The following is a 24,561-nucleotide window of genomic DNA, read 5'->3' on the forward strand; positions in this document are numbered from 1 at the left end:
TAGCCACCTTTTTTTATTTTCTAAAGTAAATTGCAAATTATAACTATAATATCATAAGTGGAAGAATTAAATTGCCTATAAATCTATATTTAAAATTATTGGTGTTTGTATGAAAATATAAGTATAGCATTTATCAAACGGAAATTTAGGAAGGATGGAGAAAATGAAGAATCTTGATGGGAAAGTAGCGTTAGTAACAGGGGCGAGTCGCGGTATTGGTCGGGCGATTGCGATGAGATTGGCGAAAGATGGAGCATTAGTTGCGATTCACTACGGCCGAAATAAGGAAGCTGCAGATGAAACGATTAGTGAGATTGAATCTAATGGAGGAAAGGCATTTTTAATTGAAGCTGATCTCAATTCAATTGATGGTGTCAAAAAGCTAGTAGAACAGTTAAAGAATGAATTACAAATAAAAGTTGGTACATCAGAGATTGATATTTTAGTAAACAATGCAGGGATAGGTACACAAGGAACGATTGAAAATACGACTGAAGAAGTTTTTGATGAAATTATGTCCGTAAATATTAAGGCACCGTTCTTCTTAATTCAGCAAACATTACCGCTTCTACGAGAACAAGGACGTATTATTAACATTTCATCAGCCGAAGTACGGCTTGGTTTTACGGGATCAATTGCATACGGTTTAAGTAAAGGTGCGCTTAATACGATGACTCTTCCTCTAGCTAAACATCTTGGAGAAAGAGGTATAACAGTGAATACAATTATGCCGGGATATACGAAGACAGATATGAATACGAAATTGCTAGATAATCCAGAAATACGAAATTTTGCTACGAATTCATCTGTGTTCGGACGAATAGGGCAAGTTGAAGATATTGCAGATGCAGTAGCATTCCTTGCTTCTCCTGATAGCCGCTGGGTAACAGGGCAGATTTTAGATGTTTCTGGTGGGTTTTGTTTATAGGGGCACTACTCGATAACGATCAAATTAAAATTAAATACAGTTATAGAGACTCCATTCCTCGGAAATATTGTAACTATTAAGTTGTAACAAGAACCGTAGTTTTTCATTTTGAAAAGGCTATGGTCCTTTTTATTTGTAGCAAAGTTATGATGCGAGGAAGTTTTTTTGATTAATCAAAAAAACTTGATTAACTTGTTGCATAAAGAACTCACCAGCGTATATACTATAAATATCAAAAAAAGTTGATGAAGGGAAGTGAACTACAGTGGCACAAGATTTTCAACTGTATGAGAAAAAGTTTAAAGCGTTGGCGGATCAAAAGCGTTTAGAGATTATGTATGAACTTTGTCAGCGAGGCCAGACTTGTGTATGTGATTTAACAGAGATTTTTGAGATGACACAATCTAAGTTATCCTATCACTTGAAGATTTTATTAGAGGCCGGTTTAATTGTAAAAGAAACAAAAGGTACGTGGAGTTATTATGATTTAAATGACGCGGAAGTGAATAATTTATTATCAGAAGAATTGTGCTGTATCTTTAGAAAAACAGGAAAAGGTAGTTGTTGTTAAAATTTTGAGTTATTAATCAAAAAAAATTGATTAATGATATATAAAGAGGAGGAATAAGGTATGAGATATGTTCATGTCGGTATAAACGTTACGAATTTAGAGAAGACTATTGAATTTTATGAAAAGGTATTCGGTGTAACACCAGTTAAGGTGAAAACGGATTATGCAAAATTTTTATTAGAAAACAAAGGTCTTAATTTCACGTTGAACGTGCGAGATGAAGTGAAGGGAAATCAAGTAAATCATTTTGGTTTCCAAGTGGATACAGCTGAAGAAATTACATTACATAAAGAAAGATTAGAAAAAGAGGGATTCTTTGCGCGTGATGAGATGGATACGACTTGTTGCTATGCGGTGCAAGATAAGTTTTGGGTAACGGATCCTGATGGTAACGAGTGGGAGTTCTTTTATACGAAAGCAGATAGTGATGTTCACAAAATAGAAGAGTCATCTTGTTGTACGACTTCAAATGAGGCAGCTAAAAATTCTTGTTGTTAATAGGAGATGGAAAATAAAATGAAACGTTTATCATTTCTAGACCGATATTTAACACTATGGATTTTTCTAGCGATGGCTGTTGGGATTGGTTTAGGGTTTGTATTCCCTAGTGTAGTAGATGGACTAAATGCATTACAAGTTGGTACGACGTCTATTCCGCTCGCTGTTGGTTTAATTGTAATGATGTATCCACCATTAGCGAAAGTTCGCTATGAGGAAATGGGCCGAGTATTTAAAGATGTAAAAGTGTTAGTGCTATCTTTAGTACAAAACTGGATTATTGGGCCGGTACTTATGTTTGTTTTAGCAATTATTTTTCTTCCTGATAAACCAGAATATATGGTCGGACTCATTATGATTGGGTTAGCCCGCTGCATTGCAATGGTAATTGTTTGGAACGATCTAGCTGATGGTGATAAAGAATATGCAGCAGGTTTAGTTGCTTTTAACTCGGTATTCCAAATGTTATTCTTCTCAGTTTATGCATACGTGTTTGTAACAGTAATCCCGGAATGGTTAGGAATTGAAGGAGCTATCGTTAGTATTACAATGGCAGAAGTGGCGAGATCAGTATTTATCTATTTAGGAATTCCTTTTATTGCGGGTATGTTGACACGATTTGTATTCGTGAAGTTAAAAGGCAGACTATGGTATGAAAAGGTGTTTATACCTAAAATTAGTCCACTTACATTAATTGCATTGCTATTTACAATCATCGTTATGTTCTCTTTAAAAGGGGAAATGATTGTGAGTGTACCACTAGATGTAGTAAGAATAGCGATTCCGTTATTCATTTATTTTATCGTTATGTTTTTCGTTTCTTTCTTTATGGGAAGAAAAATTGGTGCAAGTTATCCGGTAACAACAACGTTAGCATTTACAGCAGGTAGTAATAACTTCGAATTAGCGATTGCGGTAGCGGTTGGTGTGTTTGGTATTCATTCGGGCGCGGCATTCGCAGCTGTCATTGGACCATTAGTCGAAGTACCTGTCATGATTGCACTTGTAAATGTCGCTTTTTGGTTTAAACGTAAATATTTTAATGATCAATCAGTCTAAATTTAAAAATAAAGGTGGAAAACAATATGGAAAACAAAAAGACAATTTACTTTTTATGCACAGGAAATTCATGCCGAAGCCAAATGGCAGAAGCTTGGGGGAAACAATATTTAGGGGATAAGTGGAATGTATATTCTGCAGGCATTGAAGCACATGGAGTGAATCCAAATGCGATTAAAGCAATGAACGAAGTAAATATCGACATAACAAATCAAACATCAGATATAATTGATGCAAACATTTTAAATAATGCTGATTTAGTCGTTACGCTTTGTAGTCATGCGGATTCTGTTTGTCCGTCTACACCTCCACACGTAAATCGTGTTCATTGGGGATTTGATGATCCAGCAGGAAAAGAGTGGTCTGAATTTCAACGTGTTCGTGATGAAATTGGTGAACGGATTAAAAGATTTTCTGAAACAGGGGAGTAAAGTAAAGAGTCAATCTCTATTTATAGGGATTGGCTCTTTTTTATTGATTTAAAACAACTGTTAAAATGAATAGAGAATATTCTGTCATGGTGGTAAAGTTAGAATAGAGCGGTTTCAGGAAGGTGGTTTAACATATGATTTCTGAATTAAACATGAATGATTTTTATAAATGTAACGGTTTAGTAAATGAAAAAGGGCAATTAGAAGTAAAGGCTGTAATTGCAGGGGTGAACCCTGGTCGTATATTTGTAGATAACATCTATTCTCCTAATTCAGGACTTATCTGGTTAGGGAATAATGATGGCTTCTTTTTTATAGGAAGTGCAGAAAATGAAAAGTTTAATAATGAAATGAATAGTTTTATTGATAATGTGATAGAACCTGAGGCGAGAAAGGCTGGACTAGATTGCTTTGAAGCAATTGGTAATCATTCAAAGTGGAATAAAACAATCGAAAAAATATTTCGATATCGTAAATTAAAGAGTTGGAATCAAAGGGTGTATACGCTAAAGGAAGAGGATTATGAGGGTAATTATGAACCTAAAATTGAACAAGGGTATACAGTGATAAAAATGAGTAAAGCTCTCTATGAAAATCAGGGGAATGTATTGAAGAATATTGAATTTTTACAATCAAAAATTTTAGAGTTTTGGTCCTCGCTTGATGAATTTTTTAATGAGGGAATAGGCTATTGTATAGTTTTTGACAACCTGATTGTAAGTGTATGTTTTTCAGGGTTCGTTTTTGAAAATATACATTGCATAGATATTGAAACGATAGAAGGTCACCAAGGGAGAAAATTAGCGCAAACGATAGCTCATAGTTTCGTAAAAGAGTGTTTGGAGAATAATATCATTCCATATTGGGACTGCATGGAAATAAATAGGCCTTCTGTGGCCGTTGTAGAAAATGTAGGTTTTACAAATGTGTTTAATTATGTAGGGTATTATTTTCCTTTTGAGTAAATTAAGTGTATGTTACAAACCTATCATCAAAAGTTTTTACATGTAAGGAGAATAGGATGAAACACATAATAAAAGACGTAGTAATAAATTATTTTAAAGAAATTCATACATTAGTAGTAGAAGAAGAATTACATAAGAACAGTTGGAATACTGATTTACACTATAAAATTATGGTGAATGGAAAGCGATATTCCGCACGGTTTATAAATAGCGATCGAACAATCAATCCGGCCTTTGGGACGTTATCAAACGAACAATTGAAAGAGCAAGTACGGTATACGTATTATTTACGCAAGCATGGGATTCCTTTTATGCAGATGAACAAGAATCGGGCAGGAGAGTCATTTACATTTGTCACTTGGAATGATGAACAGTACCGATTTGTATTGTCTAATTGGATTGAAGGAGAGCATATTACACATTGTACAGAAGCTATTGCAAAAACCTTTGGAAAGAAGGCAAGAAAGATTCATGATATTTCTCGTACGTTTCAAAGCTCAATTTTTCAAAGAAAATCTCATTTGGATGGGTATGCCCAGTTTATTCATATGTTAGAAAGTAAGGCAAGCGCATGTAAAGAATTACGGGAGTATATAGATCTTGCTACATATCATATAGAGTGCGCATATACGAATGAATTAGAGTTTATTGTACAAACAGACTTAAATCCTTTGAATGTTTTATGGGACTCAAGTCAACAGGTAAAAGGAATTGTAGATTTTGAATCGATTGGATATGTTGATCGTATTGAGGGGCTAGCCTTTTTACTAAAGTGGTATTCTCGAACAGAAGGAATACAATCACATGAAGTCAGTTCAAGTGTTGCTAGTGCATTATTAGAAGGATATAAGGCTAGTAATATTGTAACTTCAAATGATTATAAAAGACTGTCCTCATTACTATGGCTATCCGGTAGTTTGAATTGGAATTTTGTGAAGAAAACGCTAAGTGTAATAAGTGATGAGAGGGAATTGGAAAAACATTTGGAAGTTTATAGAGTAAGAGGAGAAAGACTATCTTCATTATTAATTTGTACATAACATGTATTCTCCTAATTTGGGATTCAAAAAGAAACCATATGAGGTGTTCAAAAAATGAAAATACAAATTGTATTGTTTGACGGTTTTGGAGAACTTGTTTCCTTTGCACCTTTTGAAGTACTGAAAAGAGCAATAGACGAAGGAGCTCCATTTACAGTTGAACTCGTATCAAGTGAACCAAAACAAGAGGTTACTACTTCTTTTGGAGTGACGGTTACACTACATGATTTTTTACGAATGGATAATCGCCCAGATTTGTTAATTGTACCTGGTGGTGGCTGGAATCATAAAGCTGAACACGGGGCACGAAAGCAAGCAGAGATAGGTACTTTGACCAAAATGATTAGAGCGATGCACAATGAAGGAACGATTGTTGCTGGAGTTTGTACAGGAGGTATGCTACTAGCTGCATCCGGTATATTGAATGGTAAAAAAGCGACGATGCACCATTTGGCGCAGAATGAAATGAGTGAATATGGGGCGGAGATTCTTCATTACAGAATTGTGGATCAAGGCGATGTTATCACTGCAAGAGGAGTCACTTCAGGGGTTGATTTGGGACTTTGGATTACGGAAAAGTTCGCAAGTTCTAAAATTGCAGCTGCTGTTGAATATAGAATGGAATATGAGCGGCGGGGTGTTGTTTGGAAGTAATTTAACCGTAATCATATTTTTTGCTGTAGAGCGTATTAGATATTGGAAAAGAGAAAGAGCTAACTCATACGAGTAGGCTCTTTCGTTTATATACTATATTGCTAATTTTTTACAGTAATATCCTTTTTGAAAGGTCATAGAATGGATCATGTATTTTGTTTCATAATGATAATGATTTTTATTATATATTCATAAATTCGTAAAAATTAGTTTACAAATTTGTATCTAGCTTATATAATTTGACTCATATAAAAAAGTTTACCAAGGGAAACTTTTTCGTGAATTAAATTCACATTATATTTTTTTGTTTAAAAGTTGCCTTTAGGCAAAAATATTACATAAACGAAAAAAAGAAGGGGGAATACACAAAAAATGGATAAGGCTATAATTGTCAAAGATTTGTTTGTATCCTATCAAGGAAATCAAGTAGTTCAAAATGTTTCATTTGAAATTGAAAAAGGAAAACTCGTTGGAATTATTGGTCCAAATGGAGCGGGGAAATCTACTTTAATGAAAGCTGTATTAGATTTAATTCCGAACGATAAGGGATATGTTCAAATTCTTGGAGAGGGTATTCGAAGCGTTAGAAAGAGTGTCGCATATGTACCACAAAGAAGTGATATAGATTGGGATTTCCCGATTACAGTTTTAGATGTCGTGCTAATTGGAACATATCCATCTTTAGGGATGATGAAAAGACCGAAGAAAGGGGAGCGGGATTGGGCATTTGAATGTCTAAAGAAAGTCGGAATGGAAGAGTTTAAAAATCGTCAAATTGGTGAGCTTTCAGGCGGGCAACAGCAACGTGTCTTTTTGGCGAGAGCTTTAGCGCAAAAGGCGGAAATATTTTTCTTAGATGAACCGTTTGTTGGAATAGATGTAACAAGTGAAGAAACCATTATTAAAATTCTTAGGGAGTTACGTAAAGAAGGAAAAACGATTGTCGTTGTTCATCATGATTTAAGTAAAGCAGAATCGTATTTTGATAAATTACTATTACTAAATAAAAGCTTAATTCATTACGGAGAAGTACGACAAGTATTAGAACCAACTGTTATGTCAAAAGCATATGTGAATCAAGGAATATTGTTTAATCATGCAGCGGAGGTACATTCATCATGAAAATTGTAGAATTTATAGATGCATTAACGCAGTACAGTTTTCTGCAGAAAGCGTTATTAACTTCCGTTATGGTAGGGATTATTTGTGGTGTCATTGGATGTTTTATTATTTTACGAGGTATGGCATTGATGGGTGATGCGATTTCACATGCTGTTCTTCCAGGAGTAGCGCTTTCTTATATGATTGGTATGAACTATTTTATAGGGGCTGTTTTAACTGGTGTGATTACTGCGGTTGGAATTGGGTTTGTAAGTCAGAACAGTCGAATCAAACATGATATGGCGATAGGGATTATGTTCACTTCTGTATTTGCTGTAGGGATTATTTTAATTACTTTTATGAAGAGTAGTTCAGATTTGTATCATATTTTATTCGGGAACGTCCTATCAGTTCGTTCTTCAGATATGTGGATGACACTTATTATCGGAGTGGTCATTATCGGGCTTGTAATGTTGTTTTACAAAGAATTACTCGTATCCACTTTTGATCCAACGATGGCGCAAAGTTACGGATTACCGAACAAATGGATTCATTATGGCTTAATGATTCTTCTTACAATGGTTACAGTCGCTTCACTTCAAACTGTAGGGATTATTCTAGTTGTCGCGATGCTTATTACACCAGCGGCTACAGCGTATTTATTAACAAATCGTTTATGGGTCATGATTTATTTAGCTGCAGTCATTGGTGCACTTTCATCTGTAGTAGGGCTATACTTTAGTTTCTCTTATAATCTTGCTTCAGGTGCGACAATTGTTCTTGTTGCAACATTCTTGTTCGCATTGGCATTCTTTTTCTCGCCGTCACAAGGTTTGTTTTGGAGAGCTATCAAAATTAGAAAAAATAGAGCAGAGTTGTCATAATTGATTGGAGGATAAAAATGAAATTTAAAAATGTTATACTTTCAATACTTTGTATTTTCGTATTTGCATTAACAGCGTGTTCTAGTAACACAAATGGAAAAGAAGAGAAAAATGGGAAATTAAAAGTTGTAACTACATACTCCATTATATATGATATGGTGAAGCAAATTGGCGGGGATAAAGTCGAGATTCATAGTCTTGTTCCGATTGGAGCTAACCCGCATGAATATGATCCACTACCAAAAGATGTTATGAAAATGACAGATGCGGATATGGTGTTTTACAATGGGTTAAACCTTGAAGAAGGTGGAGCATGGTTTGAAAAGTTACTAAAAACGGCAAATAAATCAGAAAAAGACGCACCTGTTTATAAAGTAAGTGAAGGTGTCGAGGCTATTTATTTAGAAACTAAGGGATTAGAAAAAGAACCAGATCCACATGCATGGATGAATATTAAAAATGGTATTTTATATGCTGAAAATGTGAAAAAGGCATTAATTAAAGAAAATCCTAAAAATAAAGAGTTCTATACTAAAAATGCCGACAAGTATGTAGCAGAACTTCAAAAGTTACATGATGAGACAGTGAATAGAATTCATCAAATACATGAGGGAAAACGTTTCTTAATCTCTAGTGAAGGTGCTTTTAAATACTTTGGAAAAGCGTATGACATTAAGACGGGATACATTTGGGAAATTAACTCAGAAAATCAAGGTACTCCAGATCAAATTAGAGATGTTGTAAGTTTAATTCAAACAAACAAAGTGCCAGCATTATTTGTAGAAACAAGTGTAGATCGACGTAGCATGGAAACTGTTTCAAAAGAAACAAACGTGCCGATTGCAGGGACAATTTTTACAGACTCATTAGGGAAATCAGGTGAGGATGGAGATACTTACTTGAAAATGATGAAATGGAATACAGATACAATTATTAATGGGTTACAAAAATAAAATCTAGCTAGTGTAACTATTGAAGTTTTATAAGGTAAGAAAGAGCCAACTCATGTGAATTGGCTCTTTCTTTTATGTATTATGTTTTATTAATAATTTGGCTGAATATACCTTAGTTATATTCGTTTCGTAACAGATTCTAAAGAAGATGAAACAATATTACAAGAAGCAGCACCTTCAAAAATCTCATTAGTCCGTGAAATGAGGGGAGTTCAACATAATGGACATAAACGTTGCTTATACATGTAAAGTAAGATGTCATAAAAATGAATAAAGACTGCTAATTTTCCTGCACTTTGATTATGGAGAAATAGGGGGCATGACATGAAAGACAATACTCCTAAGAAAATTTTATTTATTCAATCAGGAATTCCTTTTTATTACCCAATGATTGAAGAAGCAATTTTGAATAGTTTACAAAAGATAAACAGCAATACAATTATGGTGAATCCAGAAGAAGCTATAAAAACAGCGTTAAAAGTGAAACCAGATTTTATTTTGGTACTAAGTGGTTTAAGCGGAGAATTTAATAGTGTTATGCCAGTTCTAAAGAATGCAGGTTTTATTACTGGACTTTGGTTGACAGATGATCCGTATTATACGGATGTAACACGAAATCTCGTTCCGTATTATGATTACATATTTACGCAAGATTTAAATTGTATCAAGTTTTATAGGGGGATAGGATGTAAGAATGTGTTTCATCTCCCTTTAGCAGCAAATCAAGATGTGCTTAAATCTTCTCTTAAAGAAGATACATATAAGTATGATCTTAGTTTTATAGGCACCGCATTTGAAAATCGAATTAATTTTGTTGATTCGATTGCAGAGTATTTAGCAGAAAAGAACATAAAAATTGTAGGGTTTGGTTGGGAGAAGTTAAAGAATTATGAAAGATTAAAGGGTAAAATACAACTCTTGCCACTTGCAAAGTATGAAGATGCGTTACAGTTTTATGTATCTACTAAAATCAATATAAATTTACATCGTTCACCAAGTGATCAGGAATTGAATTGTAACGCTGCAAATATCCAAGCATATTCAGTAAATAATAGGACGTTTGAAATTAATGCCGTAGGTTCTTTTCAATTAACTGATATACGTCCAGATATATCAAAGCATTACATACCAGGCGTTGAAATAGAAACTTTTAATAGTGCACCGGAGTTTATACAAAAAGCGGAGTATTATTTGGAACATGTACAAGAAAGAAAACAAATAGCAAAAAATGGGCTGGATAGAACTTTGAAACATCACACATATGATAGACGTGTATTACAATTATTAAACTATATTAATTTCATGAGCGTGAAGATGTAGTCTAACCATTAACTGAAATGATACGTGTTGGGTGTTTTCAAAGAGAGTTAACCCTCGTATTCTATAAAAATCATTTAGGAAAAAGGGATTTGGATAATTTTGTTGAATTTATTTATTCTGAAAAAATAATTTCGCATTCAAACTAATTTATATCTGATAATTAGAGGAGATTAAAATGAATCACTTTTTTGTAGAATTTGGCGAATATGAAGCAAGTGTTTGTGAATGGGGAGATAAAAGTAATCCTCAAATCATTTGTTTTCATGGTTTAGGAAGTACAAAATTAAGTTTTATCCCACTTTAATGGGCAGTAAGACCCCCACCTCAAAATTCAGCGAAAGCAAAGAAGTTAGGTGGGGGATCAACTGCCCATAAAAGTCCGATTGGTTCAACTAATAATCAGTGGGGGATGAAGAAAACCCCCACTGATTAAAGTTTCACTTTATTGAAATAGCGGAACTTTTAAAAGATAACTATCATATTGTATCGTTTGATCTACCTGGACATGGGAAAACACCAAGTTTTGAGAAGGATAAAGATTACGTTGCATTCCATTTAACAAACTGGGTAGTAGCATTACTTGAGCACATAGGAAACGAAACATTTCATATATTAGCACATTCATGGGGCGCAAGTGTTGCGCTTCACTATGCAGCAGAGCGTCCAGAAAAAGTGAATAAAATGGTATTGTTAGATGGTGGTTATCATCATGGTAAAATGAATGCGGATTATTTTGCGAAGCTATATAAAGATGCGAAAGAAGGAGAGTGTCCACCGCGATCATTAGAGGAAGAAATCACTCATTATGAAAACGATTTTGATGAATATATTTTTGACAGTAAAGAAGCATTCATCCAATCAGAAAAAATGGTTTACAGCAGATGGTCACCATTAATAGAACGTGCGGTTTATGACTTAATGCGAGAAGAAGATAGTCTAATGAAATGGCATGCTAATGGCGATACCGCTAGAGGTGTAATTAAGTTTCAATATACGGTGTATAAAACATTGAAATCTTATAAAATTAAAAGCGATATTTTATTGTTGTATTGTGATCTTCCCGATAATTATTTAGAAATAAGAGAATTGCAGATTGCGGAATTTAAGAAGCATATTGATATTACGACTAAGCTTTACAAAGATACAGGACATCTAATGCATTGGGATAGACCAGAAGAGATTGCTGAGGATATTTTAAATTGGTTCATATAAAGAAGGTCCGTTGTTCGAATGTGAGCAACGGATTTTCTCTTGAAAAACTTAATGTAGTTGTCATAGCCAGTTCCTTGTAAATAGAGATAATAATTTTGTTTTGTGAGTTCTTCAAAATACCGAAAAAATGAAGATAATGTTATTTATTTTTTATTTGGTGACTCTAGGATATCAGTTTAATTGAACTGATAGCGATGTATCTGTATTTCTAAAAAATTTACCTTTGGCATTAGGAAATTTTTTAGGGGGATAATTATTACAAGTGGATTAGGTTTCTTGTGAATTTTAAATTAAAGGTCTTATCCAAAGTTGAGAAAAATCCACATAACCAAAATATTTCATCTTAATATTCGTTAAATCTGATGAAAAAGGAATTTGACGTGTATCATAGTATAAGGGAATCATGATAGAGGATTCTATCAGTTCTTTTTCAAGATTCTTATTTAATAAAGCCCACTTTTCAAAATGTGTATGCTTGTACTTAGATAGTTGCTTTCTTAGTGATTCATTTGTTTTTAAGACTTTAGCCAATGGTGAATATCTAGCTGTTAAAAAATAATAAAATGATATCTCTTGGTTCATCTCGAATACTTCACCATGAATAAAAAGATCAACTTGTTCATTAAGTTTTTCATCCTTAAGATAGTTTTCAAATGGAACCCATTTAACTTGAAAAGGTATATTTTCTTTTTCTAAGATATTCATTAACCATTTTGTTGTCGCTTCTGTATACTGAGTAGCTTTTATAATAAGTGGTTCTTTAAATTCGGGACGTTTTCTTTTTGGAATATTGAATTGATGATCTATGTCTTTCAAACAGCTTTTAATATTTGGTTTTTTTTGAGAATCATATTCATGAATATGATTTATATTGTTAGCGATAATCGAATGTAAGTAATTACGAACTTCTATGTGCTGAATGGAAGAATCGCGCCAAGCATTCATAATTATAACGCCAAAACCTGAATTCCTTTCTACTTGAAAGGTAGAATTACATTTATGGTGTTTGGAAGATTGATAAATAGTATCAAATTCTAGGGGGACCTGAATGAATTCTACTATATCTAGCAAAGGTCTTTCTTGAAAATAATCATGAAATGCTATTAATGATGTTTTCTCCAGGTTATTCTCTCCTATATAAAAACCACCAGTTCCTATGATTTGACCGTTATTTTCTTTATAAATGCTTGTATTTATCATGCATAACATTTGTAAACAATAACTACACCCCTTTGGATAATGTATATCAATAATTAATGGTGAAACAACTTCTATTTTTTCTATGGGTGCCCATAAATCTTTATAGTATGTATGACTGCGTAATTTTGAGAGACATAGTTTCACATCAGACGCTGTTAAGATGGATCCATCATGAAATTTTATAGACTTTTTTAAATATAGTCTAAGCGTAGATTGAGTTAAATCCCAACTGTGAGCTATTTCAGGTAATATGTTCCCCTTTTCATCCATATAAACAAGTCGATTGAAAACGTTCGCGACAATATGTGCACTATGTACATCGGCAGCCTCGAGCGGATGTGTTGTTAAAAAGGGCTTTCTTCTAGGAATAATTAATTTATCATCTGAATTATGTATATAGCCAAATTTTGAATGAAACTTAGTCATCAAGCGTAGTTTGCTGTTTGGAGACCAATTATATAGTAAATATTTACTACTTTTTTCAACAGGCTGTTGGTCCATAATTTCCATTACATGTGACTCATAGATTTGTTCTATATTTTTCAACCATTGGAGAGAGGAGGGCTTTCCTCTACCTTTTCCAGAAATGAAAGTCAGCCAACCTTCATCCATCCATTTATGTAGGTAACGTGCTGTTTGCTTTGTACTTAAATTTAAAAAATCTGCTAGGTCTTGTATTTTTATATTTCCTGAAGAAAATGTTTGCCATAGATTCAGTAAATTTTTATCCATTTTCCTATCTCCTTTTATAAGTGGACATGTTTTTCTGAAGGTGTCCATTTTTAATTTGATAAGTCTAGTTTAATATAACATTAGACAAGGGGAGGAGATACGATGAATTGGAAAGATTTTGAGCAAAATATAAAAGTACGCTTAATTACATCGTTTTTTAATCGTGCTGTCACATCAGCAGTAATGCCTTTCATGGCATTGTTTTTTGCTCAAGAAATAAATAAAGTATGGGCCGGGTTATTTTTAATCTTAACGGTTACTTTAAGTTTTTTTTCAAATTTAATTGGAGGTTACATTTCAGATCGATTTCAACGAAAGAAAATCTTATTATTAACTTCTTTTTCTAGTACTTTAATGTTTTTATTTATGACTTTAAGCCTATTTCCTACAAATAAGATAATTTGGTTATTTGCAATTGCTTATGTAGGTTTTATTATAACTAGCAGTCTTGGGAGACCATCCATGCAAGCTATCATCATAGACTCAACTACACCGGAAAATCGAAAGGCTGTCTATACAATTGACTATTGGCTTATGAATCTTTCTATGGCAATTGGTGCAGCATTAGGTGGTTTTTTATACATTAATCACCAACAAGAGTTGTTTATACTACTGACTTGTGTTTCTGCTACAGTACCGATTGCTTATAAAATTTGGCTAGTTGCAGAAGTTAATGAGTGCTTAGAAAAAAGGCAGGGAAATATAGTACTTGATCTAATTCAAAATTATAAAATTGCTATTCAAGATAGAGCATTTTTAAGAGTTGTCATAGGGTCTACCTGCATATTTGCAGCAGAGTTTTCGTTAAACAGTTATATTGGTGTACGACTTTCAGAAACATTCAATCCAATAAGCATTGGGAACTTTGAAATAGTAGGAGTGAGGATGCTAAGTATTCTTAACATACAAAATATGCTTTTAGTAGTATGTTTAACATTTATTGTAAATAAATTTACAGAACATCTAAGTGGAAAAAAAGCGTTACTTTTAGGTCTTGTGCTCTATGGGATAGGTTATGTGGTAGTTACATCTGCAAACACCTGGTACGTACTAATTATTTTTAACTTTATTGCTACTGTTGGTGAACTTGTCTACTCACCAATTAGAAATGCAGAACAAGCTAATATGATTCCGGCTGATAAGAGAGGATCATATTCAGCCTTTGCGAGTCTATCAGATATTGGGGCGGACCTAATTGCAAGAATGACTATTATCGTCGGTGCATTCTTAATTCCTACGATGATGTCTGTTTATATTGGTATGATTGTAATAATAGGGGCATTTTTCCTATATAAGGGTCTGTTTGTTAGAACTAATAGTCAATCACAGGAAAGATTGAATAAAATTTCAATATAGTATAATGCCTAAAATGAAATATACACTATTCTTTCTATAGAATCGTAGGATAGGTGTGTAAAGAGGGAGTATACAACTTTGGAGGAATTATCATGGTAAAATATATTTCGATTCTTGGTTCAACTGGCTCAATTGGTACGTCTGCATTAGATGTAGTCACTTCTCATCCGGAACATTTTAAAATTATTGGTTTAACAGCAAATCACAATATTGACCTTCTTGAACAACAAATACATACATTTCACCCTCGAATTGTAAGCGTAAGCACAAAAGAATTAGCAGATGCACTTCGGAAGCGAATTTCGAAGGACACAAAAGTCACATATGGAACAGATGGATTAATTGAAGTTGCAACTTACCCTGATTCTAATCTTGTATTATCTTCAGTTGTCGGTGTTTCTGGTCTCCTTCCAACAATTGAAGCATTAAAAGTGAAAAAAGATATAGCAATTGCGAACAAAGAAACATTAGTTGCGGCAGGGCATATTGTGACAGATTTAGCGAAACGAAACGGCTGCCGCTTAATTCCAGTAGACAGTGAGCACTCTGCCATTTTTCAATGTTTAAATGGGGAAAATACTCAAGAAATCGAGAGGCTTATTGTTACTGCTTCAGGCGGTGCATTTCGAGATAAAACGCGTGAGGAAATGGAAATCTTACAAGCTAAAGATGCCTTAAAGCATCCCAACTGGTTAATGGGAGCAAAACTAACCGTTGATTCAGCTACTTTAATGAACAAAGGCTTTGAAATCATGGAAGCACGTTGGTTATTTGATATCCCTTATGAGAAAATTGATGTTTTAATTCATAAAGAAAGTATTATTCATTCTTTAGTTGAATTTATAGATGGCTCTATCATGGCACAGCTCGGTGCCCCTGATATGAGAATACCGATTCAATATGCGTTTCATTATCCAACTAGATTACAATCAGACTATAAAAAATTAAACCTATTAGAGATAGCTAGCCTACATTTTGAAAAACCAAATTTCAAAAAATTCCCTTGCTTACATTATGCGTATGAATCAGGAAAAATCGGTGGTACAACACCTGCTGTCTTAAATGCAGCGAACGAAATTGCAAATGCGCTATATTTACAAAAAAAAATTTCATTTTTTGATATTGAAAAAACAATTTATTCTACTCTTGAAGCTCATCATAGCATTGCAAATCCAGATTTGGAAACAGTATTAGACGCCGATCATTGGGCTCGTGAATATGCAAACGAATTATTAATTAGAAGATGAAAAAAGAGCTAGAACAGAACTCGCTTTTTTAGCTCTCCATTTTACGTGTTCTTTTATTTTAATACATTTACATTTACGGAATTGTAATGAAATGTATTTAAGATATCGCATGCAGAAGGATTTATAGTAATTATTAGTTATGGTCATTGGGAAAGTTCTTTTTAATTAATATAAGCTATATAAGGAATAAAAAAACCTAAAAAACTGGAGGTCATTATGAAAACTTTCATATATATGGTTAGACATGGAGATTCACCAAAGTTTGGCAAAGAAGCAACAAGAGGATTAACCGAAAAAGGAAAATTAGATGTTCAACGAATAACAGATATATTACAAGGTGAGGGAATCGATGTTGTTATCTCAAGTCCATACAATCGTTCAATTCTAACTGTTCAGCAGTTAGCGAAGCAAATAGGACAAGAAGTTTTAGTGTTTGAAGACTTAAAAGAGAGAATTTTTATTGCTGAAGAGGAACGAATGTTAGATAAAGAATTATTTCCTTTGATAAAAAAGTCATTTTTAGACCCCGACTTTGCTTTAACGGGAGGAGAGTCTAATGTCGACTGTCAGAAACGTGCTATAAAAGTCTTAAAAGAATTATTAAACACCTATCGAGGGCAGAGAGTAGTATTAGGAACCCATGGAGCTGTTATGACTTTGATGATGGGGTATTATGATAGTAAGTATGGTCTGAATTTTTTACTACAGACATCAAAACCAGATATATACAGAATGGAATTCAATGGACAGGAATTGGTGGAGATTAAAAGATTGTGGGAAATTGAATAGATTGACTTTATTCATCCATAGCTTTTCCTAGTGACGTGTATTATAAACAATAGGGTTACTGCGGTAACTCTTTTTCTTATGGCACTATCGGGGGATTGAGTTCAAAAATCTAAAAAATTCGGTTCCTTAGCGTACAAAATTCGCGTTTTGTTCTTGCTATCCCGAGATGAAATGGGAGGGAATGTTTTTGGACAGGATACTTTTAAAGTTATTTTTTAAATCAATTCTATTTTTGTTCTTATGCGGTATTGTTGTTTTTTCTATATTTCAGATTATTTTTGTCTGGAGTGTTTCGACAGGATTAGGAAGGGATGATATAGTCGGATTTTCTGATAATAAGTATGTAATTGGTCGTCCACCTGTTAGCTATAATTTATATAAAAAAGATAGTGGGGAAACTATATTAGATAATGTTATTGGTTATAAAAAGGGAAAAACTAAAAGCTATGTTCGGAATGAAATTGAATTTGTAGTGATAAATGAGATAAAGGGTAGCTATGAACTGTATAAAATAGAAAATGTTTCAGAAAAGGAGATAGCATGGCTGGAAGAAATGAAGAAATTAGAATAATAGAGACTATCTGAAAGGTAAAGAAGCACACTTGTTATTGTTAGATCTAAAAAATGATTTAGACTGATAACTGATTTTTATTTCATGAAAAGGGTCATTATTAAAATAAAGTATTAGGGGGTCAGTCCCATCGCCATCAAGCTAATATTTTGAAGCACCACCAAAACAAAAATTGTATCTCTCGACATTTATATATAAGAATTAAGCTCGTTTTTTCGTTTTGGGGTGAATCTGTTTTCTTAAGTTGATGCGCATGCGGCTGTACCACTTATTAGAAAAAACGATATTTTGATGCAAAGTTATGGTGCAAGCAAAAGCATTACAGTTCTATCACCAATTCATTTTTTGATATAATAGATGTGAAGCAGGAAATAGATAGAAAGATACTGCTAGTCATTTATACTTAAATGTAGGGAGATTGAACTGAGTTATGGGGACAGAAAAAGAAATTAGTTCCGCTAAATTAATATGGAAGATGACGCGCCCGCATACATTAACGGCGACGTTTTCTCCTGTAATTTTAGGAACAGTAGCATCACTGTATGTTACAGAAATTCATTGGCTTTTATTTATTGCGATGATGGTTGCATGTTTAGCATTGCAAATAGCAACGAACTTATTTAATGAGTACTATGATTTCAAACGTGGATTAGATACCGCTGATTCTGTTGGCATCGGTGGCGGAATTGTCCGTCACGGATTGAAACCAAAAAATGTGTTAACAGTTGCACTTTTATTGTATGTAGTAGCAGCATTTATTGGCATTTATATTTGTATGAATAGTAGCTGGTGGCTAGTCGTCATTGGTTTAATTGGGATGGCGGTTGGCTATTTATATACAGGTGGTCCATTACCAATTGCGTACACTCCGTTTGGAGAATTAGTTTCTGGATTACTGATGGGGACATGTTTTGTACTCATTGCTTTCTTTATTCAAACGAATACGATAACGATTGAAAGTGTATTGATTTCCATTCCAATTGGAATTTTAGTCGGTGCAATTAACATGTCAAATAATATCCGAGATATTGAAGAAGATATTAAAGGTGGAAGAAAGACATTAGTAATCCTCCTTGGGAGAGAAAAAGCAATAGTAACACTAGCTGTAGCCTTTTTCATTGCTTATTTATGGATTGCTGTAATTGTATTGATGGGTTATATAAGCCCTTGGGCATTAGTTATGTTCCTAGGTTTGAGAAAGCCAATCTCTGCCATTCAAAGTTTCCAAAAAGGAGCAAAGGATCCCGGATATATGCGCATCGCAATGAAATCAACAGCGATGACAAATACGATTTTCGGCTTCTTATTATCGGCAGGATTATTAATTAGTTATCTGTTTTAAATAAAAACTATTGTTAAGTGACTAAACCCCAATTTCTCGATTTTAATATAGAGAAATTGGGGTTTTTATCATTTTTAAACAAAATCGACATTATCTGCATTTTATCTTTATCCATCTCTATTAATCTATTTATTGTAAACATCGGTTGAAACTAATGATTCAGTCGAATAAAGGCTCAGCCTTATAAATAATGAATATGAAAATTAATAGGGAAAGGATCGAAAAATAATGAAAGAATCGCAAAGTAAGAAAAAAACAAGTGTAGTAACGAAGGCAATCATATCTTTAGGAGTTGTTTTAGCAACGACCTTTTTCACATTCTTTTTAATTGGGAAATGGAACTCTATCCCAGTGAAGGGAGTAGCTAATGAAAGTAGTAAACAAGTTAATACGCAACAACAAGAAAAGAAAAAGGAAACACCACCGACAAAACAGAAAAGACCTGATGGAAAACCGGTAGGAAAAGTTGTTTATTTAACATTCGATGATGGTCCTAGCGAATTAACTGGGGAATTTTTAGATGTACTAAAAGAGCAAAATGTTGCCTCGACATTTTTTATGCAAGGTAGCAATTTACAAAATACAGGTTTTCAGGAAAACGTAAAACGAGCGGTAAAAGAAGGACATTATATTGGTGCTCATAGTATGACACATAATAGTGATAAGCTATACAAAAAAGGACAATTCGTACCGGAGATGAAAGAAACGTTAGCTCTTATCCATAACATTACGGGTACAACTCCTAAACTAGTTCGTCCGCCATATGGATCTGCACCAGGATTAAAGGGTGAGGAAATTCGTAATCAAATTGTAGAAGCAGCAATAAAAGTTTGGGATTGGACAATAGACTCAAATGATTGGAAATTAAAAGGAAACCCACAGCAAATTATAGAAAATGTAAAGCGTACAACAACAGAAGATGTGGAAGTAGTTCTAATGCATGAAAAGGCACAAACATTACAAGCTCTTCCTGAAATTATAAAATTTTATAAAGAGCAAGGGTATGAATTTGGGGTATATAATGATGAGGATCATTTTCGTCTAAATTTCCAGAAAGATCAACGTCTATAGTATAAACAGAATTATCTTGAAAAGAAGGTTTCTATTACTAAATTAACAACTAAACTAAAGTCGATTTTCTATACGATAAAGAAATCGGCTTTTTCTTTATAAAATTTTATTGTAAAACGGTATTTGAGGGCTCGTATTATTTTTTCTAAACTTATTAGTTAAGATTATTCGACAATCATATTAATAATAATTAAAGTATAGAATATACACATCTTAGGGAGGGCATATATGTGAAGAAGTGGATGAAAATTGTTCTGTACTCTTTATTAGGTATTTTACTTATGGGAAGTATTACTTTTTTTGTTTGGTCTCAGTTTACTTATAAACCAACGAAAGAGGCCTTGTCGTTAGTGGATGATAAAAAAGATGAAGATAATATCGTCTTTGGAGAGAAAGAGACTAAAATAGGGGTTATTTTTTATCAAGGAGCTAAAGTAGAAGTTGAGGCTTATAGTTACTTAGGAGAAGCTCTTGCAAAAGACGGACATTTTGTAGTAATGCCTAAGTTACCATTAAACTTAGCGATACTTGGAATAAATGAGGTAGACAGTGTAATTGAAAAGTATCCTGAAGTTCAAAAATGGTATGTTGCGGGGCATTCAATGGGAGGAGCCATGATTTCTAAGTATGCCTTTCAACATGAAGAAAAGGTAGAAGGGATTATTTTCTTAGGTTCTTATCCCGCAGAGGATTTCTCTACGAAATCGATTCCGATGCTATCTATTTATGGCGAAGTAGATGCTTTAGCAACTGTAGAAAAAATAGAGAACAGTAAAAAGTTCATGTCAAAGAATACAACTATGCACATGATAAAAGGGGGAAACCATGCTAATTTTGGCATGTATGGTGAGCAAAAGGGTGATAATGCGAGTTTAATTACGGCAAAAGCACAACGAGATGAAACAGTGAAAGTAATGGAACAATGGTTACTAAAATAAGGATAATATATTTACCGAAAGAATTCTCCTTCCCCAGCCCAATGGTAGGTGGGAGAGGTAAGAAAGAGCCAACTCATACAAGTAGGCTCTTTTAGTTATCTACTATTTTTAATTTCCCCCTTACTTTCTCCGGAATATCCTCTTCAGAAATAATATCGTAAGAATACACATACTTTCCTTTTACATGAATTCTCAAGTAAGTTTTTCTTATAAAATCATTAGGAGTGTTCGTTCCTACTATATATTCTTTCTCATTCCTTAATTCATCAACACCTTTTAGTGAGTAAATAGACCGGTCTTTATACTGATAATCTGGAATACCATAACCCTTCGCAACGGCGTATACATTTTTTTCTTCAGCAATCGGATTAAATTTGTCTAAATCCCCGCGTAACATGAAAGGTAGTAAGTATATAGGAAGACCTATTCCTATGATGCAAATTACAAATTTCTTCATGATCGTTTCTCCTCTTGTTCATTTACATGATTCAGTATAGAAAAAAATTCTTATGAATAATGGGAGATTTTCTTAAGTTTTTCTTAAAAAGAGTTGTAAGGTTATTTAAATTTTTTCTAGTGGGTGGATAAAGGAGAGGAAAATCCGTTCTTGTATGAATTGGCTAACAGTAGCTACAGGTTCAATAGGGAAACTTAAACTAACATTCATAAAGATAGTATCGGATCATTACTCGATTGAATTGAAATTATAAATTTGGTGACATTTAAAAGCCACGAAACGTCTTCATACCAGCGTTTCGTGGTTTTTTTGAACTATTCATGTACATATTTTTATACATTGTCCCCTAACTTTTACAGACTTACTTGAAATTACATTAAGCTTTATTCAGCGGGCGCTTGATTAGCGTCCATTTCTACAAATTCACTAAATTCATCTCCCCAATCACAGATGGCAGTTACTACGCGTTCTAGGCGACGACCTACTTCACTAAGTTCATACTCAACCTTTGGGGGGACTATAGGATATACACATCTAGTAATTATTTTATCTTCTTCTAACTCCCTTAATTGTCTGATTAACATGCGCTGATTCACATCAGGAAGTTTTTTTTGTATTTCACTTAATCTTAAAGGTGAACGTTGTAATAAACACCATATAATTGCTATTTTCCAACGCCCTCCTATTACAGATAAAGCTAAATCTTTTCCAGTGAAAAATTCCTTGTCCTTATAATGAATAACCAAAATTTTTGACCTTCCTTTCGTAAAAAATGTTTATAGTGACAAATTTGTCAGTATTGTAATTAAAATTATAAAGTGTAATCTTAGTGGTGTAAACAATAGAAAAAGAAAGTAGGGATTCAGTTGAAAAGTAGAGCTGCTGTTGCATTTAAGTCAGGAGAACCACTTCAAATCGTAGAAATCGATGTAGAAGAGCCAAAAGCAAAGGAGGTATTAGTTAAAATACTATATACATCCGTCTGTCATACAGATGCTTTTACATTATCAGGTGACGATCCAGAAGGAGTATTCCCCGCTGTACTAGGTCATGAAGGTGCGGGTGTTGTCGTTTCAGTAGGTGATGAAGTTACTTCAGTAAAACCTGGTGATCATGTTATTCCACTATATACACCTGAATGCGGAGAATGTAAATTCTGTCGTTCTGGTAAAACAAACCTATGTAGTGCTGTACGAGAAACACAAGGTAAAGGCTTAATGCCTGATGGAACAACTCGATTCTCTTATAACGGAGAACCGCTTTATCATTACATGGGAACTAGTACATTCAGTGAATATACAGTTGTGAATGAAATTAACTTAGCAAAAATCGACGAAAACGCTCCGTTAGATAAAGTTGCCTTATTAGGGTGTGGTGTAACGACAGGTATTGGTGCTGTACACAACACTGCAAAAGTTGAAGAAGGAGCTGTGACAGCTGTATTTGGTTTAGGAGCGATTGGATTAGCTGCTATTCAAGGACTAGTTCAAGCGAAAGCAAGCCGAATTATTGCAGTTGATCTAAATCCTCAAAAATGGGAACTAGCTAAAAAAATGGGAGCGACTGATTTTGTGAACCCTGCAGATTATGATCGCCCAATTCAAGAAGTTATAGTCGAAATGACAGATGGAGGCGTGGATTATAGCTTTGAATGTATTGGTAATGTTGAAGTAATGAAGTCCGCTCTTGAAGCATGTCATAAAGGGTGGGGCGAAAGTATTATTATCGGTGTAGCTGGTGCTGGTAAAGAGATTCATACTCGTCCATTCCAATTAGTAACGGGCCGAGTATGGCGTGGATCAGCCTTTGGTGGAGTTAAAGGAAGATCAGAGCTTCCAGAAATGGTTGCAAATTATATGCAGGGTGATATTGATTTAGATTCATTTATTACTCATCATTTAGAATTTAAAGATATCAATGAGGCATTTGATTTATTACACAAAGGTGAATCCATTCGTACGATTTTAACTTATGGAGAGTGAGAAAATGAGTCTTACATGTATTGAACAACATCGTTCTTTCGGCGGAGAGCAACGTAAATATAGTCACTATTCAGAAGTTTTGCAATGTGATATGAAATTTAGTATCTATTTACCATCAAATAAAGAAAAGAAAAAAATCCCGCTTATATGGTGGTTATCTGGTTTAACTTGTACAGATGATAATTTTAGTCAAAAAAGTGGATTTCAACGTTTGGCTGAAAAGCATCAAGTTGCAGTAATCATGCCAGATACTTCACCACGCGGAGAACACGTTTCAGATGTTGCAGCATGGGATCTTGGACAAGGAGCAGGTTTTTATGTAAATGCTACCGAGGAGCCTTGGGCAAAGCATTATAAAATGTATTCCTATATAGTAGATGAATTAACATCCATTGCTGCAACTATCGTACCTAATTTTTCAGGTGAAGAAAGCATAATGGGACATTCAATGGGAGGACATGGGGCGTTGATGATTGGTTTAAAAAACGCTAAGAGATTCAAAGCAATTTCTGCTTTTTCGCCAATCCTAACCCCTAGTCAAGTTCCATGGGGAATACATGCTTTCACCTCTTATTTAGGTGAAGACAAAGATTCTTGGAAACAATGGGATGCTTCAGAATTAATTAAAGAAGATACGATTCCACCTATTCTTATTCTGCAAGGTAGTCAAGACGAGTTTTATCCAAAACAATTGGTAGAGCATATTTTCTTAGAGAATGCTCAAAAAAATAGTCAAATGGTAACTTATAAAAAAATGGAGGGCTATGATCATAGCTACTTCTTTATTGCTACTTTCTTACATGAGCATTTCTCTTTCCATATGAAATATTTAAGATGATTCATATTTACAAGCAAAATATAGTAACAAAAGTATCCGCATGTAGGGGTGTGGGTACTTTTGATTGTTATATTTTGTCGTGTTTTGTCGTCTGTAAAACAATTAAATGAGGGGGAAGAGTTTATGTGTATTAAAAAAATGCTATTTAATTACGGTGTTAAACGATTCTTATTAAAAGCTCGTTATGGAATTGAAAAGGAAAATCGCCAAGTTGACTTAGTTGAGAGTTTAACTGAAACGTCTAAATCCATTTCATATATTCAGTTTAATGCTAAAACAGTAGAAGACATGATTAATAACTTAGCAGCTATCCACGAAATCCCTTCTCTTTCTGTGGATAAGAATAAAATGCTTTGGCCATTAATATCCAAATGCTGAATGTAAAAAATAGCTATAATTTTGTCGATTTCTATATCGAATAT

General features: G+C 33.8%; 25 protein-coding genes and 2 pseudogenes. 24 read left to right on the top strand and 3 right to left on the bottom strand.

Going from position 1 to position 24,561, the window contains the following annotated elements; all coding sequences use genetic code 11:
• Window positions 1–163: 163 nt before the first annotated feature.
• The 14 genes and pseudogenes from KVT31_RS17660 to KVT31_RS17725 form a co-directional block, all read left to right on the top strand.
• Complete coding sequence (locus KVT31_RS17660; RefSeq protein WP_140392488.1) at window positions 164–928, top strand: SDR family oxidoreductase; 765 nt, start codon at window positions 164–166, stop codon at window positions 926–928.
• A gap of 265 nt (window positions 929–1,193) precedes the next feature.
• A complete protein-coding gene (gene arsR / locus KVT31_RS17665) occupies window positions 1,194–1,499 on the top strand; it encodes an arsenical resistance operon transcriptional regulator ArsR (RefSeq protein ID WP_000046016.1) in 306 nt (101 codons plus the stop codon).
• Between the two features lie 60 nt (window positions 1,500–1,559).
• Window positions 1,560–1,997 (top strand): ArsI/CadI family heavy metal resistance metalloenzyme, encoded by a 438-nt coding sequence (locus tag KVT31_RS17670; protein WP_088096917.1) that lies wholly within the window; start codon window positions 1,560–1,562, stop codon window positions 1,995–1,997.
• Window positions 1,998–2,015: 18 nt separating this feature from the next.
• Window positions 2,016–3,056 (top strand): ACR3 family arsenite efflux transporter, encoded by a 1,041-nt coding sequence (gene arsB, locus KVT31_RS17675; RefSeq protein WP_088096916.1) that lies wholly within the window; start codon window positions 2,016–2,018, stop codon window positions 3,054–3,056.
• A 26-nt stretch (window positions 3,057–3,082) separates the two neighbouring features.
• Window positions 3,083–3,487 carry an arsenate reductase (thioredoxin) gene (arsC, locus tag KVT31_RS17680; protein ID WP_088096915.1) on the top strand — a complete coding sequence of 135 codons (405 nt, stop codon included), beginning with the start codon at window positions 3,083–3,085 and terminating at the stop codon, window positions 3,485–3,487.
• A 134-nt stretch (window positions 3,488–3,621) separates the two neighbouring features.
• Window positions 3,622–4,452 (top strand): GNAT family N-acetyltransferase, encoded by an 831-nt coding sequence (locus KVT31_RS17685; RefSeq protein ID WP_088096914.1) that lies wholly within the window; start codon window positions 3,622–3,624, stop codon window positions 4,450–4,452.
• 56 nt (window positions 4,453–4,508) lie between these two features.
• Window positions 4,509–5,492, top strand: coding sequence for a phosphotransferase (locus KVT31_RS17690; protein WP_140392487.1), 984 nt, complete (start codon window positions 4,509–4,511; stop codon window positions 5,490–5,492).
• Between the two features lie 54 nt (window positions 5,493–5,546).
• On the top strand, window positions 5,547–6,146 hold the full coding sequence (locus KVT31_RS17695) for a DJ-1/PfpI family protein (RefSeq protein ID WP_088096913.1): 600 nt from the start codon (window positions 5,547–5,549) through the stop codon (window positions 6,144–6,146).
• Between the two features lie 372 nt (window positions 6,147–6,518).
• Window positions 6,519–7,268 carry a metal ABC transporter ATP-binding protein gene (locus tag KVT31_RS17700; RefSeq protein WP_088096912.1) on the top strand — a complete coding sequence of 250 codons (750 nt, stop codon included), beginning with the start codon at window positions 6,519–6,521 and terminating at the stop codon, window positions 7,266–7,268.
• The gene (locus KVT31_RS17705) at window positions 7,265–8,131 is read left to right on the top strand and encodes a metal ABC transporter permease (protein WP_088096911.1); all 867 of its coding nucleotides are present in this window, start codon (window positions 7,265–7,267) and stop codon (window positions 8,129–8,131) included. Before KVT31_RS17700 ends, KVT31_RS17705 begins: the two co-directional genes overlap by 4 nt.
• Window positions 8,132–8,148: 17 nt before the next feature.
• Complete coding sequence (gene mntA, locus KVT31_RS17710; protein WP_088096910.1) at window positions 8,149–9,084, top strand: manganese ABC transporter substrate-binding protein/adhesin MntA; 936 nt, start codon at window positions 8,149–8,151, stop codon at window positions 9,082–9,084.
• Window positions 9,085–9,408: 324 nt separating this feature from the next.
• Window positions 9,409–10,404, top strand: a complete 996-nt coding sequence (locus KVT31_RS17715) for a CgeB family protein (protein ID WP_088096909.1) — start codon at window positions 9,409–9,411, stop codon at window positions 10,402–10,404.
• A 175-nt stretch (window positions 10,405–10,579) separates the two neighbouring features.
• Window positions 10,580–10,684, top strand: a pseudogene (locus KVT31_RS17720) (alpha/beta hydrolase); the annotation flags it as partial.
• Between the two features lie 152 nt (window positions 10,685–10,836).
• A pseudogene (locus tag KVT31_RS17725) lies at window positions 10,837–11,616 on the top strand (alpha/beta fold hydrolase); the annotation flags it as partial.
• A 285-nt stretch (window positions 11,617–11,901) separates the two neighbouring features.
• Here the strand turns inward: KVT31_RS17725 and KVT31_RS17730 are convergent.
• Window positions 11,902–13,548 (bottom strand): ABC transporter substrate-binding protein, encoded by a 1,647-nt coding sequence (locus KVT31_RS17730; protein WP_088096908.1) that lies wholly within the window; start codon window positions 13,546–13,548, stop codon window positions 11,902–11,904.
• Window positions 13,549–13,650: 102 nt separating this feature from the next.
• Here KVT31_RS17730 and KVT31_RS17735 point away from each other — a divergent pair, with 102 nt between their 5' ends.
• From KVT31_RS17735 to KVT31_RS17765, 7 genes are all read left to right on the top strand, one after another.
• Window positions 13,651–14,904, top strand: coding sequence for an MDR family MFS transporter (locus tag KVT31_RS17735; protein ID WP_088096907.1), 1,254 nt, complete (start codon window positions 13,651–13,653; stop codon window positions 14,902–14,904).
• Between the two features lie 92 nt (window positions 14,905–14,996).
• Window positions 14,997–16,151 carry a 1-deoxy-D-xylulose-5-phosphate reductoisomerase gene (locus tag KVT31_RS17740; RefSeq protein ID WP_088096906.1) on the top strand — a complete coding sequence of 385 codons (1,155 nt, stop codon included), beginning with the start codon at window positions 14,997–14,999 and terminating at the stop codon, window positions 16,149–16,151.
• 216 nt (window positions 16,152–16,367) lie between these two features.
• Window positions 16,368–16,940, top strand: a complete 573-nt coding sequence (locus KVT31_RS17745) for a histidine phosphatase family protein (RefSeq protein WP_088096905.1) — start codon at window positions 16,368–16,370, stop codon at window positions 16,938–16,940.
• A 187-nt stretch (window positions 16,941–17,127) separates the two neighbouring features.
• Window positions 17,128–17,511: a hypothetical protein gene (locus tag KVT31_RS17750; RefSeq protein WP_140392486.1), complete on the top strand. Its 384-nt coding sequence runs from the start codon at window positions 17,128–17,130 to the stop codon at window positions 17,509–17,511.
• A gap of 430 nt (window positions 17,512–17,941) precedes the next feature.
• Complete coding sequence (gene menA, locus KVT31_RS17755) at window positions 17,942–18,853, top strand: 1,4-dihydroxy-2-naphthoate polyprenyltransferase (protein WP_088096903.1); 912 nt, start codon at window positions 17,942–17,944, stop codon at window positions 18,851–18,853.
• A gap of 228 nt (window positions 18,854–19,081) precedes the next feature.
• Window positions 19,082–19,924 carry a polysaccharide deacetylase family protein gene (locus tag KVT31_RS17760; RefSeq protein WP_088096902.1) on the top strand — a complete coding sequence of 281 codons (843 nt, stop codon included), beginning with the start codon at window positions 19,082–19,084 and terminating at the stop codon, window positions 19,922–19,924.
• A 230-nt stretch (window positions 19,925–20,154) separates the two neighbouring features.
• A complete protein-coding gene (locus KVT31_RS17765; RefSeq protein WP_088096901.1) occupies window positions 20,155–20,862 on the top strand; it encodes an alpha/beta hydrolase in 708 nt (235 codons plus the stop codon).
• Between the two features lie 91 nt (window positions 20,863–20,953).
• Here the strand turns inward: KVT31_RS17765 and KVT31_RS17770 are convergent, their stop codons facing one another.
• Both KVT31_RS17770 and KVT31_RS17775 read right to left on the bottom strand, forming a co-directional pair.
• Window positions 20,954–21,319 carry a YxeA family protein gene (locus KVT31_RS17770; RefSeq protein ID WP_088096900.1) on the bottom strand — a complete coding sequence of 122 codons (366 nt, stop codon included), beginning with the start codon at window positions 21,317–21,319 and terminating at the stop codon, window positions 20,954–20,956.
• A gap of 383 nt (window positions 21,320–21,702) precedes the next feature.
• The gene (locus tag KVT31_RS17775) at window positions 21,703–22,065 is read right to left on the bottom strand and encodes a winged helix-turn-helix transcriptional regulator (RefSeq protein WP_088096899.1); all 363 of its coding nucleotides are present in this window, start codon (window positions 22,063–22,065) and stop codon (window positions 21,703–21,705) included.
• A gap of 120 nt (window positions 22,066–22,185) precedes the next feature.
• Here KVT31_RS17775 and KVT31_RS17780 point away from each other — a divergent pair, with 120 nt between their 5' ends.
• The 3 genes from KVT31_RS17780 to KVT31_RS17790 all read left to right on the top strand — a co-directional run bounded on the left by KVT31_RS17780 (window position 22,186) and on the right by KVT31_RS17790 (window position 24,517).
• Entirely contained in the window at window positions 22,186–23,301 is a 1,116-nt protein-coding gene (locus KVT31_RS17780; protein WP_088096898.1) for an S-(hydroxymethyl)glutathione dehydrogenase/class III alcohol dehydrogenase, read from the top strand.
• Between the two features lie 4 nt (window positions 23,302–23,305).
• Complete coding sequence (gene fghA / locus KVT31_RS17785) at window positions 23,306–24,139, top strand: S-formylglutathione hydrolase (protein WP_088096897.1); 834 nt, start codon at window positions 23,306–23,308, stop codon at window positions 24,137–24,139.
• Between the two features lie 123 nt (window positions 24,140–24,262).
• Window positions 24,263–24,517: a UDP-N-acetylmuramoylalanyl-D-glutamate--2,6-diaminopimelate ligase gene (locus KVT31_RS17790; protein ID WP_088096896.1), complete on the top strand. Its 255-nt coding sequence runs from the start codon at window positions 24,263–24,265 to the stop codon at window positions 24,515–24,517.
• Window positions 24,518–24,561 lie beyond the last annotated feature (44 nt).

The organism is Bacillus sp. GbtcB14 (genome assembly GCF_019091205.1).
Taxonomy (GTDB): Bacteria; Bacillota; Bacilli; order Bacillales; family Bacillaceae_G; genus Bacillus_A; species Bacillus_A cereus_AG.

Coding starts and splice junctions, on each gene's coding strand:
- KVT31_RS17660 (WP_140392488.1), top strand. CDS start 164: ATGAAGAATCTTGATGGGAAAGTAGCGTTAGTAACAGGGGCGAGTCGC.
- KVT31_RS17670 (WP_088096917.1), top strand. CDS start 1,560: ATGAGATATGTTCATGTCGGTATAAACGTTACGAATTTAGAGAAGACT.
- arsB (WP_088096916.1), top strand. CDS start 2,016: ATGAAACGTTTATCATTTCTAGACCGATATTTAACACTATGGATTTTT.
- arsC (WP_088096915.1), top strand. CDS start 3,083: ATGGAAAACAAAAAGACAATTTACTTTTTATGCACAGGAAATTCATGC.
- KVT31_RS17685 (WP_088096914.1), top strand. CDS start 3,622: ATGATTTCTGAATTAAACATGAATGATTTTTATAAATGTAACGGTTTA.
- KVT31_RS17690 (WP_140392487.1), top strand. CDS start 4,509: ATGAAACACATAATAAAAGACGTAGTAATAAATTATTTTAAAGAAATT.
- KVT31_RS17695 (WP_088096913.1), top strand. CDS start 5,547: ATGAAAATACAAATTGTATTGTTTGACGGTTTTGGAGAACTTGTTTCC.
- KVT31_RS17700 (WP_088096912.1), top strand. CDS start 6,519: ATGGATAAGGCTATAATTGTCAAAGATTTGTTTGTATCCTATCAAGGA.
- KVT31_RS17705 (WP_088096911.1), top strand. CDS start 7,265: ATGAAAATTGTAGAATTTATAGATGCATTAACGCAGTACAGTTTTCTG.
- mntA (WP_088096910.1), top strand. CDS start 8,149: ATGAAATTTAAAAATGTTATACTTTCAATACTTTGTATTTTCGTATTT.
- KVT31_RS17715 (WP_088096909.1), top strand. CDS start 9,409: ATGAAAGACAATACTCCTAAGAAAATTTTATTTATTCAATCAGGAATT.
- KVT31_RS17730 (WP_088096908.1), bottom strand. CDS start 13,548: ATGGATAAAAATTTACTGAATCTATGGCAAACATTTTCTTCAGGAAAT.
- KVT31_RS17735 (WP_088096907.1), top strand. CDS start 13,651: ATGAATTGGAAAGATTTTGAGCAAAATATAAAAGTACGCTTAATTACA.
- KVT31_RS17740 (WP_088096906.1), top strand. CDS start 14,997: ATGGTAAAATATATTTCGATTCTTGGTTCAACTGGCTCAATTGGTACG.
- KVT31_RS17745 (WP_088096905.1), top strand. CDS start 16,368: ATGAAAACTTTCATATATATGGTTAGACATGGAGATTCACCAAAGTTT.
- menA (WP_088096903.1), top strand. CDS start 17,942: ATGGGGACAGAAAAAGAAATTAGTTCCGCTAAATTAATATGGAAGATG.
- KVT31_RS17760 (WP_088096902.1), top strand. CDS start 19,082: ATGAAAGAATCGCAAAGTAAGAAAAAAACAAGTGTAGTAACGAAGGCA.
- KVT31_RS17770 (WP_088096900.1), bottom strand. CDS start 21,319: ATGAAGAAATTTGTAATTTGCATCATAGGAATAGGTCTTCCTATATAC.
- fghA (WP_088096897.1), top strand. CDS start 23,306: ATGAGTCTTACATGTATTGAACAACATCGTTCTTTCGGCGGAGAGCAA.
- KVT31_RS17790 (WP_088096896.1), top strand. CDS start 24,263: ATGTGTATTAAAAAAATGCTATTTAATTACGGTGTTAAACGATTCTTA.